General features: G+C 66.8%; 13 protein-coding genes (1 of these 13 only partly in view). 8 read left to right on the plus strand and 5 right to left on the minus strand.

The annotated features are described in order from the left end of the window. Positions 1-12: 12 nt before the first annotated feature. Positions 13-606, minus strand: a complete 594-nt coding sequence (gene hisB, locus ACXAGF_RS20020) for an imidazoleglycerol-phosphate dehydratase HisB (RefSeq protein WP_475019117.1) — start codon at positions 604-606, stop codon at positions 13-15. A 211-nt stretch (positions 607-817) separates the two neighbouring features. Between hisB and hslV the strand changes: the two genes are divergently transcribed. The 7 genes from hslV to ACXAGF_RS20055 all read left to right on the plus strand — a co-directional run bounded on the left by hslV (position 818) and on the right by ACXAGF_RS20055 (position 10,217). Further along, positions 818-1,378, plus strand: a complete 561-nt coding sequence (gene hslV, locus ACXAGF_RS20025; protein ID WP_475019118.1) for an ATP-dependent protease subunit HslV — start codon at positions 818-820, stop codon at positions 1,376-1,378. Continuing rightward, entirely contained in the window at positions 1,365-1,880 is a 516-nt protein-coding gene (locus ACXAGF_RS20030; protein WP_475019119.1) for a GNAT family N-acetyltransferase, read from the plus strand. The genes hslV and ACXAGF_RS20030 overlap by 14 nt, the downstream gene beginning before the upstream one ends. Then, entirely contained in the window at positions 1,873-3,180 is a 1,308-nt protein-coding gene (gene hslU, locus ACXAGF_RS20035) for an ATP-dependent protease ATPase subunit HslU (RefSeq protein WP_475019120.1), read from the plus strand. The genes ACXAGF_RS20030 and hslU overlap by 8 nt, the downstream gene beginning before the upstream one ends. A 196-nt stretch (positions 3,181-3,376) precedes the next feature. Then, the gene (locus tag ACXAGF_RS20040) at positions 3,377-4,309 is read left to right on the plus strand and encodes a DUF1402 family protein (RefSeq protein ID WP_475019361.1); all 933 of its coding nucleotides are present in this window, start codon (positions 3,377-3,379) and stop codon (positions 4,307-4,309) included. 49 nt (positions 4,310-4,358) lie between these two features. Next, positions 4,359-5,756, plus strand: a complete 1,398-nt coding sequence (locus ACXAGF_RS20045; RefSeq protein WP_475019121.1) for a cytochrome P450 — start codon at positions 4,359-4,361, stop codon at positions 5,754-5,756. A 158-nt stretch (positions 5,757-5,914) separates the two neighbouring features. Continuing rightward, a complete protein-coding gene (locus ACXAGF_RS20050) occupies positions 5,915-7,921 on the plus strand; it encodes a hydantoinase/oxoprolinase N-terminal domain-containing protein (protein ID WP_475019122.1) in 2,007 nt (668 codons plus the stop codon). A 124-nt stretch (positions 7,922-8,045) separates the two neighbouring features. After that, on the plus strand, positions 8,046-10,217 hold the full coding sequence (locus tag ACXAGF_RS20055; protein ID WP_475019123.1) for a malate synthase G: 2,172 nt from the start codon (positions 8,046-8,048) through the stop codon (positions 10,215-10,217). Between the two features lie 73 nt (positions 10,218-10,290). Here ACXAGF_RS20055 and ACXAGF_RS20060 read toward each other — a convergent pair whose 3' ends face one another. Beyond that, a complete protein-coding gene (locus ACXAGF_RS20060) occupies positions 10,291-10,959 on the minus strand; it encodes a L,D-transpeptidase (RefSeq protein ID WP_475019124.1) in 669 nt (222 codons plus the stop codon). Positions 10,960-11,189: 230 nt separating this feature from the next. Between ACXAGF_RS20060 and ACXAGF_RS20065 the strand changes: the two genes are divergently transcribed. Further along, on the plus strand, positions 11,190-11,711 hold the full coding sequence (locus ACXAGF_RS20065; protein ID WP_475019125.1) for an MmcB family DNA repair protein: 522 nt from the start codon (positions 11,190-11,192) through the stop codon (positions 11,709-11,711). Between the two features lie 13 nt (positions 11,712-11,724). On the opposite strand, the gene ACXAGF_RS20070 is transcribed toward ACXAGF_RS20065, so the two are convergent. The 3 genes from ACXAGF_RS20070 to hrpB all read right to left on the minus strand — a co-directional run. After that, positions 11,725-12,312, minus strand: coding sequence for an ActR/PrrA/RegA family redox response regulator transcription factor (locus ACXAGF_RS20070; RefSeq protein WP_475019126.1), 588 nt, complete (start codon positions 12,310-12,312; stop codon positions 11,725-11,727). Positions 12,313-12,381: 69 nt separating this feature from the next. Further along, complete coding sequence (locus ACXAGF_RS20075) at positions 12,382-13,680, minus strand: ActS/PrrB/RegB family redox-sensitive histidine kinase (protein WP_475019127.1); 1,299 nt, start codon at positions 13,678-13,680, stop codon at positions 12,382-12,384. Positions 13,681-13,734: 54 nt separating this feature from the next. Then, on the minus strand, positions 13,735-15,873 hold the 3' portion of the coding sequence (gene hrpB, locus ACXAGF_RS20080) for an ATP-dependent helicase HrpB (protein ID WP_475019128.1). The gene runs 345 nt beyond the window's last position; only the last 2,139 of its 2,484 coding nucleotides appear in the window; its start codon lies off the right edge, out of view; its stop codon occupies positions 13,735-13,737.

Below are 15,873 nucleotides of genomic sequence, written 5' to 3' on the forward strand. Positions count from 1 at the left end.
CCGGTCTGCCGGTCAGGCCAGCGACCCCTTCGTCGAGGGGATGCGGCCTTGCTGGCGGGGATCGATTTCGGTTGCCGTGCGAAGCACCCGGGCGACGGACTTGAAGCAGGTCTCCGCGACGTGGTGGTTGTTGGCGCCGTAGATGTTCTGCACATGCAGGGTGATCCCCGCGTTCTGCGCCAGCGCCTGGAAGAATTCGCGCACCAGTTCCGTGTCGAAGGTGCCGATCTTCGGCGCCGAGAAGCTGACGTTCCAGACGAGGAACGGACGGCCGGAAACGTCGACCGCCGCCCGCGTCATCGTCTCGTCCATGGCAAGGTCGAGCGAGGCGTAGCGCGTGATGCCGCGGCGATCGCCGAGGGCCTTGGCGATCGCCTGACCGATGGCAATCCCGGTGTCTTCCACCGTGTGGTGATCATCGATGTGGAGGTCGCCCTTGGTCTCGATCGCCATGTCGATCAGCGAGTGGCGGGACAACTGGTCCAGCATGTGGTCGAAGAAGCCGACGCCCGTCGAGACCTTTGCCGTGCCGGTGCCGTCGAGGTCGACGGTCACGGAAACGGCCGTCTCGTTCGTCTTGCGGGAAATGCTGGCTTTGCGGCTCATTGGTCTTGCGCACCCTGAATGTTCGAAGAAATCCTTCGCCGACCCCATATCAGGCGTGCGGGCAAATGACCAGTATTCGCGGATCGCAAAGGCTGCGGTGCATCGGCCGATTGCAATTGGCGGCTCGCCCCCTACATAGGCAACCAGAAAGCCGGCCCGTCACGGGCGGCGCGCGTCCGGCTCCGGCGGGCGCGAATGCTTGGGTATGCCAATGAGTGAACATGATCGCTATGGAACGATGCATGCCACGACCATCATCACCGTCCGCAAGGGCGGCAAGGTGGTGATGGCGGGCGACGGCCAGGTGAGCCTCGGCCAGACGGTGATGAAGGGCAATGCGCGCAAGGTGCGCCGGCTCGGGAAGGGCGACGTGATCGCCGGTTTCGCGGGCGCCACCGCCGATGCTTTCACGCTGCTCGAACGGCTCGAGGAGAAGCTCGAGCAATACCCCGACCAGCTGATGCGGGCCGCCGTCGAGCTCGCCAAGGACTGGCGGACCAACAAGTACCTGCGCAATCTCGAGGCGATGATGCTGGTCGCGGACCGGTCGATCACGCTGGCGATTACCGGCAACGGCGACGTGCTGGAGCCCGAACACGGTACGCTTGCGATCGGTTCGGGCGGCAACTATGCCTTCGCCGCCGCGCGCGCGCTGATCGAGACAGACATGTCGGCTGAGGATATCGCCCGGCGCGCGATGCAGATTGCCGGCGAGATTTGCGTCTATACCAACCACAACGTGGTGGTCGAGACGCTGGATGCCGAGCGCTGAGGTGATCGGTTTCCGGCCGGTGACGCGGGCGGATCTTCCGCTTCTGCGCCGTTGGCTGGCCGAGCCGCATGTTCGGCGCTGGTGGGGGGTGCCGGAGGACGAGATTGCCGCGATCCGCGGCCATTTCGACGATCGGCTGGTCGAGCCCTATCTGGTGCTGCTGAACGACGAGGCGATCGGCTACATCCAGAGCTACGTCGTCGACGGGCCGGCGCACATCTACGGCGACCAGCCGGCCGGAACCATCGGCATCGACCAGTTCATTGGCCCACCTTCGCTGACGGGCAGGGGCTTGGGGACGAAGATACTGAAGGCCTTCGTCGAAAGGCTATACGAAAACGGGACGGAACGGGTCATCATCGATCCGCATCCCGACAATAGACCGGCGATCCGAGCCTACGGCAAGGCGGGGTTCCGTGTCTTTGATCAACGACAGACAGAGGACGGTCCGGCGCTGATGATGGCTCGGGACCGGGCCCGAAGGCGAGAACGAGATGAGTAATTTTTCCCCCCGCGAGATCGTTTCCGAACTTGACCGCTACATCATCGGCCAGAAGGATGCCAAGCGGGCCGTGGCCATCGCCCTGCGCAACCGCTGGCGCCGGCAGCAGCTCGGTGACGACCTGCGCGACGAGGTCATGCCGAAGAACATCCTGATGATCGGCCCGACCGGCGTCGGCAAGACGGAGATCTCGCGCCGTCTTGCCAAGCTGGCCGGCGCGCCCTTCGTCAAGGTCGAGGCGACCAAGTTCACCGAGGTCGGCTACGTCGGCCGCGACGTCGAGCAGATCGTGCGCGACCTGGTCGAGGTCGGTATCGGCCTGGTGCGCGAGAAGAAGCGCGCCGAGGTAACGGCAAAGGCGCACATGAATGCCGAGGAACGGGTGCTTGATGCCCTGGTCGGGGCCACTGCCTCGCCGGCGACGCGTGATTCCTTCCGCAAGAAGCTCCGCAACAACGAGCTGGACGACAAGGAAATCGAGATCGACGTCGCCGATACCGGCAGCGGTCTGCCGGGCTTCGAGATTCCCGGCATGCCGGGCGCCAATGTCGGCGTGCTCAACCTTTCCGAGATGTTCGGCAAGGCTCTCGGTGGTCGCACCCGGAAGGTCAAGACGACGGTGAAGGACTCCTACAAGCTGTTGATCGCCGACGAGTCCGACAAGCTCATCGACAACGAGCAGATTCAGCGCGAGGCGATCCAGTCGGTCGAGAACGACGGCATCGTCTTCCTCGATGAGATCGACAAGATCGCCGCGCGGGACGGCGGCCTCGGTGCCGGTGTCTCCCGCGAGGGCGTGCAGCGTGACCTGCTGCCCCTTGTCGAGGGCACCACGGTCGCGACGAAGTACGGCCCGGTGAAGACCGACCATATCCTGTTCATCGCCTCCGGCGCCTTTCACGTCGCCAAGCCGTCCGACCTGCTGCCGGAGTTGCAAGGCCGCCTGCCGATCCGGGTCGAGCTTCGCGCCCTGACCAAGGAGGACTTTCGCCGCATCCTCACCGAGACCGAGGCGAGCCTGATCCGTCAGTACAAGGCGCTGATGGAAACCGAGCAGGTGACGCTCGACTTCACCGAGGACGCGATCGACGCCCTTGCCGATGTCGCCGTGCAGTTGAATGCCAACGTCGAGAATATCGGCGCGCGGCGCCTGCAGACGGTGATGGAGCGGGTGCTGGACGAGATTTCGTTCGAGGCCCCGGACAAGGTCGGAAACACGGTTATGATCGATGCCGCCTACGTGCGCGAGCACGTCGGCACGCTCGCCGCCAACACGGATCTGTCGCGTTACATCCTCTGATTTGGCCCGATGACGCGGCGCTCTCTCGACAGGCGCCGCGCTTCACTTTAGAACCCGGGCATGTTTTCGCCTTCGCGAGGGGTCGGCATCATTCCGACATGATTTGCCTGCATGGGGTGCCGCGGAGACGGGCCCGGCGGAGGGCCGGCCATCAAATCAGGACATCGGAGACCGGATCTTGCGACATCTGCTGCGAATGCTCGTCACTGCCGCCACATTGCTGGTCGCCGGTGTGACCGCCGCGAATGCCGCCGACGTCGTTCCGCCGGGCAATCGCCATGCCGAGCAGCCGGCCGTTCCAGGTGCCTCGGTTCGCCGCACCAAGGCAGGCAAGACCAGTTTTGACGCCAAGTACGAGAGAGTGCGCGACCTGCTGGCGACCGACCGGGAACTCGTAGGCAAGATTCGGGCCGTCGCCGCCCAATACGGCATTGCCCCGATTCATATGGTGGGCGCCATCGTCGGCGAGCACACCTACAACGTGGACGCCTACGACCGCCTGCAGAGCTACTACATCAAGGCTGCATCCTATGCCGGCGACAGCTTCCGCTTCGCCTATGACGGGGAAAGCATCGACACGTTCGTCAGTCGCCCCGAATTTGCCGCCTGTGCACAGAGCAAGGGGTCCTATGCGCTGTGGTCGTGCCGGGAGACGGTCTGGAACCGCACCTTCCGGGGCAAGCGGGTCGGCGGCACAGCCTATCCGGACAATCGCTTCTCCGCCGTTTTCTTCCAGCCCTTCTACGCGGGACAGACCTTCGGCCTCGGCCAGATCAATCCGCTGACCGCGCTGATGCTGACCGACACGGTGGCGCGCGTTTCCGGCCACAAGCCGCTGGACGAAAAGGACGCTGCCGGTGTCTACCGGGCGATCATGGATCCGGACATCTCGCTCGCCTACATGGCGGCGGCGCTGCGTCACGCGATCGATGCCTACAAGCGAATCGCCGGCGTCGACATTTCGGACAATCCCGGTGTCACCGCGACGCTCTACAACGTCGGCAATCCAGACATGCGGGCGGCCGACTTTGCTCGCCGCCGGGCGGACGGCACCAGCAACTGGCCGGAGGAGAACTATTACGGCTGGCTCGTCAACGACAAGCTGGCCGAATTGCAGGGGCTGCTCTAGACTTCGCAGGAAGGCGCGGCCGACGGCCGCGCGTGCGAGGTTGTGAACGATGGACATGCGCCCGGAGCCATTCGAGCCACCGGCACCGCAGCCGCGGACCGTGCCGCCGTCGCGGCTGGAGATCATCCGCACCATCCTGCGCAATCCCCTTGAGCTGTGGGGTGTTCCATCCTACACGCTGCCCTGGATCGAGACGCGGTTCTTTCGCGAGCACACGCTCATCGTCAACGATCCCGGTCTGATCAAGCATGTGCTTGTGGACAACGCCCAGAACTACCGCATGGCGGAGGTGCGCCAGCTGGTGCTGCGGCCGATCCTGCGCGACGGGCTGCTGACCGCGGAGGGTGCGATCTGGAAGCGGTCGCGCAAGGCGGTCGCACCGATCTTCACGCCGCGCCACGCCAGGGGCTTTGCCGGCCAGATGCTGCGGCAGTCCGAGCTCTATGCGGCCAAGTACGAGAGCGGCGCGACCGGCGGCACCGTCGCCGACATCGCCGTCGACATGACGGAGCTGACCTTTGCCATCCTCGCCGAAACGCTTTTCTCCGGCGAGATCGTTTCGTCGGGCGGCCATTTTGCCGACGACGTCAATGCGCTGCTGCATCGGATGGGGCGCGTGGATCCGATGGACCTGCTGAAGGCGCCATCCTGGGTTCCGCGGTTGACGCGAATCGGCGGGCAGAAGGTGCTCGACAAGTTCCGTGCGATCGTGCGCGGCACGATGGGTCAGCGGCTGGCGCGCATGAAGGCCGATGCCGGTGCCGCGCCGCAGGATTTTCTCACGCTTCTGCTGGAGCAGGCGGGGCCGGATGGGCTGACCGATGGCGAGATCGAGGACAACATCCTGACTTTCATCGGCGCCGGCCACGAGACGACGGCGCGCGCGCTGGCCTGGACCCTTTATTGCGTTGCCAATACCCCGCACGCCCGCGAGGCAATGGAGCAGGAGATCGATCGCGTTCTGGGCGCCGATGCCGACCCGGTTGCCTGGCTCGACCTGATGCCCTGGACGCGCGCGGCCTTCGAGGAGGGCATGCGCCTCTATCCCCCGGCACCCTCGATCAATCGTGCGGCCATCGAAAGCGATGTCTGGACCAGCCCTGATGGCGAGACGGTCGACATCCCGAAAGACATCACCGTTCTGATCATGCCTTGGACGCTTCACCGCCACGAACTCTACTGGGACAGGCCGCGGGCGTTCGTGCCCGAGCGATTCCTCCCCGAAAACCGAGCTGACATCGATCGCTTCCAGTACCTGCCCTTCGGCGCGGGGCCGCGCGTCTGCATCGGCGCCACCTTTGCGCTGCAGGAAGCGGTGATCGCACTCGCCGTGCTGATGCACCGCTACCGCTTCGACGTCACGCCGGCAACGCGGCCTTGGCCGGTGCAGCGGCTGACCACGCAGCCGGCGAACGGATTGCCGATGCGGGTGACAGCCCGCGCCTGAGGGCGACTTTTCACCTGCGGCTATCGATCGGCAGGCCGAAAGGCAGCGGACATTCCTGGCGTGACGACGAATGTCGCGCGTGAAGCTGTGGCAATCCCGCAAAGGATGCAATAAACCTGCGCACCGGCATCGCGGCGCATGAAATCCGGACGGTTCACGTGGCAGATCATTTGTTACTCGGCATCGACACGGGCGGGACCTACACGGACGCCGTTCTCTTCAGCGAGTCCGGCGGTGTCGCGGCGAAGGCCAAGGCGCTGACCACGCGGCACGATCTGGCCGTCGGCATTGCCGGGGCCGTCGAGGCGGTGCTGGAACAGGCGCAGGTCCCGGTCACGGCGATCAGCCTGGTATCGTTGTCGACGACCCTGGCCACCAATGCCCTCGTCGAAGGGCAGGGCGGCCGGGCCGGTCTCGTGATGATCGGATTTGGCCCGGACGACCTGAAGCGCGACGGCCTGGCCGAGGCGCTCGGCAACGACCCGGTCATTTTCCTGCCCGGCGGCCACAACGTGCACGGCAACGAAAACCCGCTCGACCTGACCGCCCTCGACAAGGCATTGCCGGAGCTCGCGGCCTCCGTCTCCTCCTTCGCCGTCGCCGGCTATTTCGCCGTCCGCAATCCGGCCCACGAACAGCGCGTGCGCGACCGCATCCGCGCGATCTCGCATCTGCCTGTCACCTGCAGCCACGAGCTGTCCTCCAAGCTCGGCGGGCCGCGCCGGGCGCTGACCACGCTGCTCAATGCGCGCCTGGTCTCGATGATCGACCGCCTGATCGGCGCCTGCGAGGGCTATCTCGAGCGCCGCGGGATCCGGGTGCCGATGATGGTCGTCCGCGGCGACGGCGCGCTGATTTCTGCGGCCGAGGCCAGGCTCCGGCCGATCGAGACGATCCTGTCGGGGCCGGCCGCGAGCCTGGTCGGCGCGCGGCACCTCACCGGACTCGATAATGCCGTCGTCTCCGATATCGGCGGCACAACCACCGACGTGGCGGTGCTGGACCAGGGTCGCCCGCGCCTCGACTCGGAGGGCGCGGTCGTCGGCGGCTACCGGACCATGGTCGAGGCGGTCGCCATGCGGACCTACGGGCTCGGGGGCGATTCGGAGGTGCGCATCAACGATCGCGGCCTCGTCGCCAGGATCGACCTCGGGCCGCGGCGCGTTCTGCCGCTGAGCCTCGCGGCGACAATCCATGGCGGCATTGTGCATGCGGCGCTGGAACGCCAGTTGCGGGCGCAGCACATGGGGCGCCATGACGGCCGGTTCGCGGTGCGCACCGGGGTACCGGAGCACCTCGCAAGCGGTCTGCAGGCACAGGAACGCGCGCTCTACGATCGCATCGGGGCCGTGCCGGTGCCGTTGGACAGCTTGCTGACGAGCACGCTGCAAAAGGCGACGCTCGACCGGCTGGTGGGGCGCGGGCTTGTGCATCTGTGCGCCATCACGCCGTCAGATTCGATGCACGTCCTCGGCCGGCAGGGCCAGTGGGACCGGGAGGCTGCAAGGCTCGGACTCGAGCTCGCCGCGCGGGCCAAGGACGGATCCGGACGGCCGATCGCGGCCTCGGCGCAGGAGATCGCCCAGGCGATCATCGACCGGCTGACGCGCCAGTCCGCGGAGGTCGTGATGGCCGCCTGTCTGGCTGAAGATGGCGCCGGCGCCATCGACCCGGCCGAATCGCTTCCTGTCGACCGGGCGCTGCGGCGGACCGCGGGGATCGTTCAGTTCCGGCTGCATCTGGATCGCCCGCTCGTCGGTCTCGGCGCATCGGCACCGGTCTACTATCCGGCGATCGCAGCAATGCTAGGGGCCGAGGCCTCGATCCCGTCCGATGCCGATGTTGCCAATGCCATCGGCGCGGTGGTCGGCCAGGTGCGCGCGGCGGTGACCGTCTTCGTCACCACCCCGGAAGAGGGTGTCTTCGTTGTCGCCGGCGCCGGCGACAGCGTGCGGTTGGTGGAGGAACAGGCGGCGTTTGCGCTCGCGCGTGAACGCGCCATTGGGGCTGCGCTGCACGCGGCTCGGCTTAATGGCGCTGATGAACCCGCTGTCTCCGTGAACGAATCGATCGACGCGCCCGAGATCGAGGGAACGAGAAAGCTGGTCGAGGCCCGCTTCACCGCCACTGCCAGCGGCCGCCCGCGCATCGCCGCGGATCAATAGCGCGCGATTTGTTCCGGTTTGGAACAAATTCTTTGAACCATTGCCGAATTGACTATGATGGCAGGCTCTGGAAAGTGGCACCATCCCGGGACCGGGCCGGTCCAGAACACGCGGAGTGCGGCATATGAGTTTTACCAACGAGCACGGCCTCTCCTTCGACGCCGAGCTTCACGACTTTCTCGTCAAGGAGGCTCTCCCCGGAGCCGGCGTCGATCGGGACCGCTATTTTGCGGCCTTCGCCGCCATTGTCGAGGCTCTGGCGCCGGAGAACAGGGCGCTTCTGGACAAGCGCGACCGACTGCAGGAGCGCCTGGACGCCTGGTACAAGGCCAATGGGGCGCCGGGCAACCTCGCCGCCTACGAAGCCTACCTGCGCGAAATCGGCTACATCGTGCCGGAAGGCTCCGACTTCGCCATTGCCACCGCCAATGTCGATCCCGAGATCTCCACGATTGCTGGCCCGCAGCTTGTCGTTCCGGTGATGAACGCCCGCTACGCCCTCAATGCCGCCAATGCGCGCTGGGGCTCGCTCTACGACGCCCTTTACGGGACCGATGCCATTGCCGATGACGACGGCGCGGCGCGCGGCGTTGCCTACAACCCAAGGCGTGGCGCCCAGGTGATCGCATGGGTGCGCGGGTTCCTCGATGCCAGTGTGCCGCTCGAAGGCGCCCGCTGGTCCGAGGTGAGAGCCCTTTCCGTCAAGAGCGGCCGGTTGAGCGCCGCGCTCTTAGACGGCGAGATGGTCGGCCTGGCGTCGCCTGGCAAGTTTGCCGGGTATGTTGGCGAGGCAGCCACGCCCAGCCTCCTGCTTTTGCGCAACAATGGGCTGCACATCGAGATCGTGATCGACGCGGCCACCGAGATCGGCGGCAGCGACGCCGCACGCATCTCCGATGTCCGGATCGAGGCGGCGCTGACGGCGATCATGGATGCCGAGGATTCGGTTGCGGCCGTCGACGCGGCGGACAAGGTCACCGTCTATCGCAACTGGCTCGGCCTGATGAAGGGCGATCTTGAGGAGCAAGTGGAAAAGGGTGGCAGGACGTTCACGCGCCGCCTCAGCGCCGACAAGACCTACACCGCGCCGGACGGGACGGAACTGAGGCTGCCCGGCCGCTCGCTGATGCTGGTGCGCAACGTCGGCCACCTGATGACGAGCCCGGCCATCCGCGACAAGGATGGACACGAGGTGCCGGAAGGGATCATGGACGCGATGATCACGGTTCTGATCGCGCTCCACGACAGCGGCCCGAACGGCCGCCGCATGAATTCGCGTGCCGGTTCCGTCTATGTCGTGAAACCGAAGATGCACGGTCCGGAGGAGGTTGCCTTCGCCGCCAAGCTGTTCGGTCGCGTCGAGGACGCGCTCGGCCTCGCGCCGAACACGGTCAAGATGGGCATCATGGACGAGGAGCGGCGCACCACCGTCAATCTCAAGGAGTCGATTCGCGCGGCCAGAGAACGGGTGTTCTTCATCAATACCGGCTTCCTCGATCGGACCGGCGACGAGATCCACACCTCCATCGAAGCCGGCCCGATGATCCGCAAGGGCGACATGAAGCAGTCCGCCTGGATCGCGGCCTATGAGAACCACAACGTCGATATCGGCCTGGAATGCGGTTTTTCCGGTCGTGCCCAGATCGGGAAGGGCATGTGGGCAATGCCCGACCTGATGGCCGCGATGCTGGAGCAAAAAATCGCCCACCCCAAGGCCGGTGCCAGCACCGCCTGGGTGCCGTCGCCGACCGCGGCCACGCTGCACGCCACCCACTATCACCGCGTCAATGTCGCCGGGGTCCAGGCGGGCCTGAAGAGCCGTCCGCGCGCCAAGCTCTCCGACATTCTCTCCGTCCCGGTCGCCACGCGCCCGAACTGGACGGCCGCGGAAATCCAGAACGAACTCGACAATAACGCCCAGGGCATCCTCGGCTATGTCGTGCGCTGGATCGATCAGGGGGTTGGCTGCTCGAAGGTTCCCGACATCGACAATGTCGGGTTGATGGAGGATCGCGCCACCTTGCGCATCTCCGCCCAGCACATGGCCAACTGGCTGCTCCAAGGCGTCGTTACCGAGGCGCAGGTGCTCGAAACGATGCGCCGCATGGCCGCCGTGGTCGACCAGCAGAACGCCGCCGACCCGCACTACCGGCCGATGGCGCCGGACTTCGATGCCTCGATCGCCTTCCAGGCGGCCTGTGAACTGGTCCTGAAGGGCCGCGAGCAGCCGAGCGGCTACACCGAGCCGGTCCTGCACCGTCGCCGGCTCGAGTTCAAGGCCGCGCAAAGCAGGTGACTGGATGCCACTGACATGCAAAAGGCCGCCGGGGGGACCCGGCGGCCTTTTGCATGGGATCGCTTGGACCGAGCTATTGCTGCACGACGACCCGGGCACTGCGGCCGGGCCGCACGCGTGCATAGAGGTCGATGATGTCCTGGTTCATCAGGCGGATGCAGCCCGAGGAGGCCGCCGTTCCGATCGAGGTCCATTCGGGCGTGCCATGCAGGCGGAACAGCGTGTCCTGACCCTTGTCGTTGAACAGATAGAGCGCGCGGGCGCCGAGCGGGTTGGTTAGTCCCGGCTGCATGCCGTCCTTCACGTATTTGGCGACCTCGGGCTTGCGCTCGGCCATCTCCTCCGGCGGGTGCCACATCGGCCATTCCTGCTTCCAGGCGATATAGGCCTCGCCCTCCCAGGCAAAGCCCTGCTTGCCGACTCCAATGCCGTAGCGCACGGCCTTGCCGCCGGGCAAGACGAAGTAGAGGAAGCGCGTCGGGGTGTTGACCACGATCGTCCCGGGCTTCTCGGTGGTCCTGTAGTCGACAATCTGGCGGTGGTATTTGGAATCGACGCGCTGGATCGGAATGGCCGGCAGAGCATAGCCGTGGTCCTGGACAGCGCCGTATTCGGAGGTGAAGATCGCATTGACAGCGACCTGTTCGCCGATGACCGGCGTGGCAGAGGGAACGGAGGAACATCCGGCGAGCGTCATCGACGCTGCGAGGCCGCAAAGGAACAGGGCGGTGCGAAGGTGCATCTTGGTCTCTTCGATTCGGGGGGTGACGTGCCTGTGGGCGGACGTCCGCTGAGCCCGATTTATTTTCGATTCACGGGCCATTGCAAGCGCGCGCGCCGCTCCGGCATCTTGTGCAGGTGCAAAACGGATGCGGATTGCTTTTTTGCAACAATGCCGTGAGGCTACGCAGGGGAGGCCAAGCGCGCCGCCGTCTGCTATGCTGGCCGGGTCGATTTACCGAGGCCTTCACCGTGACGATCGTATCGCTGCACAATGACAATCCGCTCGCCGACGGCCGGCAGTCGGAGCGCGCAATGATGGTCCGGCGCGGCGTCCAGCGCCTCTTCACCGACCTGGGTCATGCACTGCTGGCCGAGATGTCGCTCGCCAGTGGCCGGCGCGCGGACCTTGTCAGCCTGTCGCCGAAGGGCGAAGTCTGGATCGTCGAGATCAAGACCTCGATCGAGGATTTTCGCGTCGACCGCAAATGGCCCGACTACGGTAGGCATTGCGACCGGCTGTTCTTCGCCACCCACCGGGGGGTGCCGCTGGACATCTTCCCCGCGGAGTGCGGTCTGCTGGTTTCGGACGGATACGGCGCCCATATCATCCGCGACGCGCCCGAACACAGGCTCGCCCCGTCCACGCGCAAGTCGGTCACCCTCGCCTTCGCGCGGGTCGCCGCCAGCCGGCTGCTGCAGGCAGAGTTGCTGATGGATCGGACGGAATGCGGGGCGGCGATGGTCGAGATCGCCTCCGGCGAGCGCGACTGACCGCCTGCAGCCTCTATTTCGGGGCGCGCTTGGCCAGGATGCGCTGCAGTGTGCGGCGGTGCATGTTGAGCCGGCGGGCCGTCTCCGAGACGTTGCGGTCGCACATTTCGTACACCCGCTGGATATGCTCCCAGCGCACCCGGTCCGCCGACATCGGATTTTCCGGCAGTTCCGCCTTTTCGCCAGGCTTCTGGGTAAGCGCCGAAAAGATATCGTCGGCATCCGCCGGCTTGGCCAGGTAGTCGACGGCGCCGAGCTTGACGGCATTCACGGCCGTCGCAATGTTGCCGTAGCCGGTCAGCATGATGATGCGGGTGTCGTCGCGACGCTGGCGGATTGCGGCGATGACGTCGAGGCCGCTGCCATCGCCGAGCCTGAGGTCGACCACGGCGTATTTGGGCGGCGCGCCCTTCGCCTTGGCGATGCCCTCGGCGACCGATTCGGCGGCGTCGACGAGGAAGCCGCGGGCTTCCATGGCGCGCGCCAGCCGCCGAAGGAACGGGCCGTCGTCATCGACGATCAGGAGTGAGCGGTCGCTGCCGATATAGTCGGCATCGCTGGCGTCTTGTCCGGGGGCGGGCGCATCGATCTTCTCTGCCATTTCGCAAGTCCGCTGATTTTCCTCGCTTTACGACCATTTCTTATGAACGGTTCACCCCGGGGGGTAAAGTCATTTCGCCAGCCGCGCCTCCATCCGCGCCCGCGGCCATTCGACCTCCACGCGAGCGCCGGGCGCTCCGCCCGGCCGGTTGCCGAAAGTCAGGCGCGCGCCGGATCGCTCCAGCAGCGTCTTGGCGATGAAGAGGCCGAGGCCAAGACCGCCGGCGCGCTCGTCGCGCTGGCGTTTCGTCATGTAGGGTTCGCCGATCCGCACCAGAATGTCCGGTGAAAAGCCTTCGCCGTCGTCCTCGATCACAATCCTCACCCGGTCGGCGTTGTGGCTGGCGGTGACGGTAACCTCCTCGCGCGCGTGATCGACCGCGTTCTCCAAGAGGTTGCCCAGCCCGTACAGGATGCCCGCATTGCGCTGGCCGATGGGCTCGTTGTCGCGCTCGGTTTCCTCGACGAGCGTCAGCCTTATGCCGAATTCGCGGTGGGGCGCCATCACCTCCTCCAGCAGGGAGGACAGCGGCAGACGCCGCATGTGTTCCTCGTCCTCCGCCGACAGCGTCGTCAGCCGCCGCAGAATGTCGCGGCAGCGCTCGCTTTGGCTGCGCAGCAACTGCACATCCTCGCCGAAGCGCGGATCCCGTCCCAGTTCCCGCTCCATTTCCTTGGCGACGACGCTGATCGTGGCGAGCGGCGTTCCCAGTTCGTGGGCGGCGGCGGCGGCAAGGCCGTCGAGTTGCGACAGGTGCTTCTCGCGCTGCAGCACCAGTTCGGTCGCGGCAAGGGCGTCGGACAGTTCCGAGGCCTCGAGCGACACGCGATAGGAATAGAAGGCGGCAAAGGCGGTCGTCGACACGATCGCGAACCAGAAGCCGGCCGTCAGGACCGGCGGCACGACCAGCACGGTGCCGGGGAACCACGGCAAGGGAAAGGGCGTGAACGCGAGCATGGTGATCCCCGCGACCGCCAGGATGCCGAGCGCCAGACTGTAGCGGATCGGCTGGGCCGAGGACGAAATGATCACCGGCACGCAGACCAGCGACGCGAAGGGGTTGGCAAGGCCGCCGGTGATGAGCAGCAAGGCCATCAGCTGGCCGAGGTCGAAGGCCAGCAACGCCAGGGCGGCGCCGGACGTCAGCCGCTGCGCCGGCGGGTAGCGCACCGCGAGATAGAAGTTGACGGCCGCCAGCAGGGCGATCAGCACGCCGCACGACACCAGCGGAAGCGGAAAGCCGAGCCAGAAGGCGACGACGATCACGGCGATCGCCTGTCCGGCGACCGCGAGCCACCGCAGCCGGATCAGCGTTTCCAGCCTCAGCCGCCGGCTGTGACGGATGTCGGCGATGTCGCTGTGGGACATTTGCTGCTTGTCCTTCAGGGTTGCAGACCGTGGCCGGGGCGGCTCCGGAGCGTCTCATGTACCACGCGGCTTTGCCCGTGTCGTCGCTATGGCGCTGGCCGGATCCTCGGGCCAGGGATGGCGCGGATAGCGTCCCCGCATCTCGGAGCGCACATCCTTCCACGATCCGGCCCAGAACCCCGGCAGGTCGCGGGTCGTCTGGATCGGCCGGTGCGCCGGCGACAGCAGCTCCAGAAGCAGCGGCAGCCGCCCGCCCGCGACGGCGGGATGCTGGCGCAGTCCGTACAGTTCCTGGACGCGAATCGCCAAGGTCGGCTCGGCGCCGTCATAGCGGATCGGGTGGCGCTGGCCGGTCGGTGCTTCGAAATGGGTCGGCGCCAGGCGTTCGAGGTCGCGGTGCAGCTCGAACGGCACCAGCGCCATCAGCCCGTCCGCAAGGCTGCCCGGAGAGACCTCGTCAAGGCCGCGGGTCTGCTGCTGGAACGGCGTGAACCAGTCGTCGAGCCGCGCCAGCAGCGCCTCGTCACTGGTGTCCGGCCACGGCGTGCCCATGCTCCGGGACAGAAAGCCGATGCGTTCGCGCAACTGGCCGCCGGCCTTGGAGAAGGGCAGGGCCTGCAGGCCGAGTTGTCGCACCCCGTCGGCGAGCGCCCCCGCCGCCGCCGCCCCTGTGGGCCGCGGCTGCGGCGTCTCGTCGAGGATGATCGCTCCGAGCCGCGTCACCCGGCGCGCCCGGACCTGGCGGCTGGCCGGGTCGAAGACGCATTGTTCCTCGCGGACAATCCGCTCGCCCATCTGCGCCTCGACTTCGGACCGGCTGACCTCCGCCGCAGCCAGAATGCGCTGCCGTCCGGCCTGGCCGGTCAGGTCGGCGATCACCAGCATCTGGCTTCCGGCCAGGCGTTCGGTCTCCGGCAATTCCGCGCCGCGACCGTTCGCCATGACGAACCGCCCGCGTCCACCGCGCTGCAGCGCGATCCGGTCAGGGAACGCATGCATCAGCAGCGCCCCCGCGCTGGCCGGAAGGGTCGCGACCTTCGCGCCCGCCAAGTCCGCCATGCGCATCGCCAGCCGCCGTGACGACTCGGCCCGATCGCCGCGCTCGACCTTGAATCGCCGCAGCCGTTCCTCGAGATCGAGCGACGACCCGCCGAGTCCGCGCTCGGTCAGGAGAACGGCCAGCATTGCCGCCTCGCGTGCCAGTCCTTCGCCGGCGGCATGGAACACCATCGCGGCGAGCCGCGGGGGCAGCGCCAGCGCCCGCATTTTCCGGCCCGCGGCCGTCAGTCCGCCGGTGGCATCGATCGCGCCCAGCAGGCGCAGCAATGCACGCGCCTCTTCAAGGCTTGCCGGTGGGGGCGGGTCGATGAACATCAGGCTTGCCGGATCGGTCACGCCCCATTGCGCAAGGTCGAGCACAAGGCCCGACAGGTCGCTGGCCAGGATCTGCGGCGGGGTGAAGGCGGTCAGTGCCGCGGTCTGGCCCGGGTGCCAGAGCCGGATCGCGATGCCCGGTTCGGTGCGCCCGGCGCGCCCGGCCCGCTGGTCGGCGGAGGCACGCGAGACACGCACCGTCTCCAGCCGCGTGATGCCGGTCGAGGCCTCGAACACCGGCAACCGCTGCAGACCGCTGTCGATGACGATCCGAACGCCGTCGATGGTGATCGAGGTCTCGGCGATCGCGGTCGCCAGCACGATCTTGCGCTTGCCCGGCGGCGGCGGCCGGATCGCCTCGTCCTGTTGCTGCTGCGTCAGGTTGCCGTACAGCGGCACGAGCAGGCTGTCGCCTCCGAACCGCCCCTCGAGCCGCTCGACCGTCCGGTGGATCTCCGCCTGGCCGGGAAGGAAGGCCAGGATCGACCCCGGCTCCCCGGCATGCGCGGCGCCGATGGCGCGGGCCATGCTGTCCTCGATGCGCTCGCCGGCCGGCCGGTCGGCGTGGCGGATCTCGACCGGATGGCTTCGCCCGGCGCTTTCGATCACTGTCGCCCCGCCCATCAAATGCGCGACCCGGGACACGTCGAGCGTGGCCGACATGACGAGGATGCGCAGGTCCTCGCGCAGGGCGGACTGGGCGTCCAGCGCCAACGCAAGGCCGAGGTCGGCGTCGAGTGAGCGCTCATGGAACTCGTCGAACAGGACCGCCGCGACTCCGGTCAGCTCGGGGTCGTCGATGATCATCCGCGCGAACAC

It is taken from the genome of Mycoplana sp. ABR4_002, assembly GCF_056159645.1.

Bases quoted from the DNA above. Each gene is read 5' to 3' on its own strand.
- ACXAGF_RS20070 (WP_475019126.1), bottom strand. From the start codon at position 12,312: ATGGCAGAGAAGATCGATGCGCCCGCCCCCGGACAAGACGCCAGCGAT.
- ACXAGF_RS20030 (WP_475019119.1), top strand. From the start codon at position 1,365: ATGCCGAGCGCTGAGGTGATCGGTTTCCGGCCGGTGACGCGGGCGGAT.
- hisB (WP_475019117.1), bottom strand. From the start codon at position 606: ATGAGCCGCAAAGCCAGCATTTCCCGCAAGACGAACGAGACGGCCGTT.
- ACXAGF_RS20045 (WP_475019121.1), top strand. From the start codon at position 4,359: ATGGACATGCGCCCGGAGCCATTCGAGCCACCGGCACCGCAGCCGCGG.
- hslU (WP_475019120.1), top strand. From the start codon at position 1,873: ATGAGTAATTTTTCCCCCCGCGAGATCGTTTCCGAACTTGACCGCTAC.
- ACXAGF_RS20075 (WP_475019127.1), bottom strand. From the start codon at position 13,680: ATGTCCCACAGCGACATCGCCGACATCCGTCACAGCCGGCGGCTGAGG.
- ACXAGF_RS20055 (WP_475019123.1), top strand. From the start codon at position 8,046: ATGAGTTTTACCAACGAGCACGGCCTCTCCTTCGACGCCGAGCTTCAC.
- ACXAGF_RS20040 (WP_475019361.1), top strand. From the start codon at position 3,377: ATGCTCGTCACTGCCGCCACATTGCTGGTCGCCGGTGTGACCGCCGCG.
- hslV (WP_475019118.1), top strand. From the start codon at position 818: ATGAGTGAACATGATCGCTATGGAACGATGCATGCCACGACCATCATC.
- ACXAGF_RS20060 (WP_475019124.1), bottom strand. From the start codon at position 10,959: ATGCACCTTCGCACCGCCCTGTTCCTTTGCGGCCTCGCAGCGTCGATG.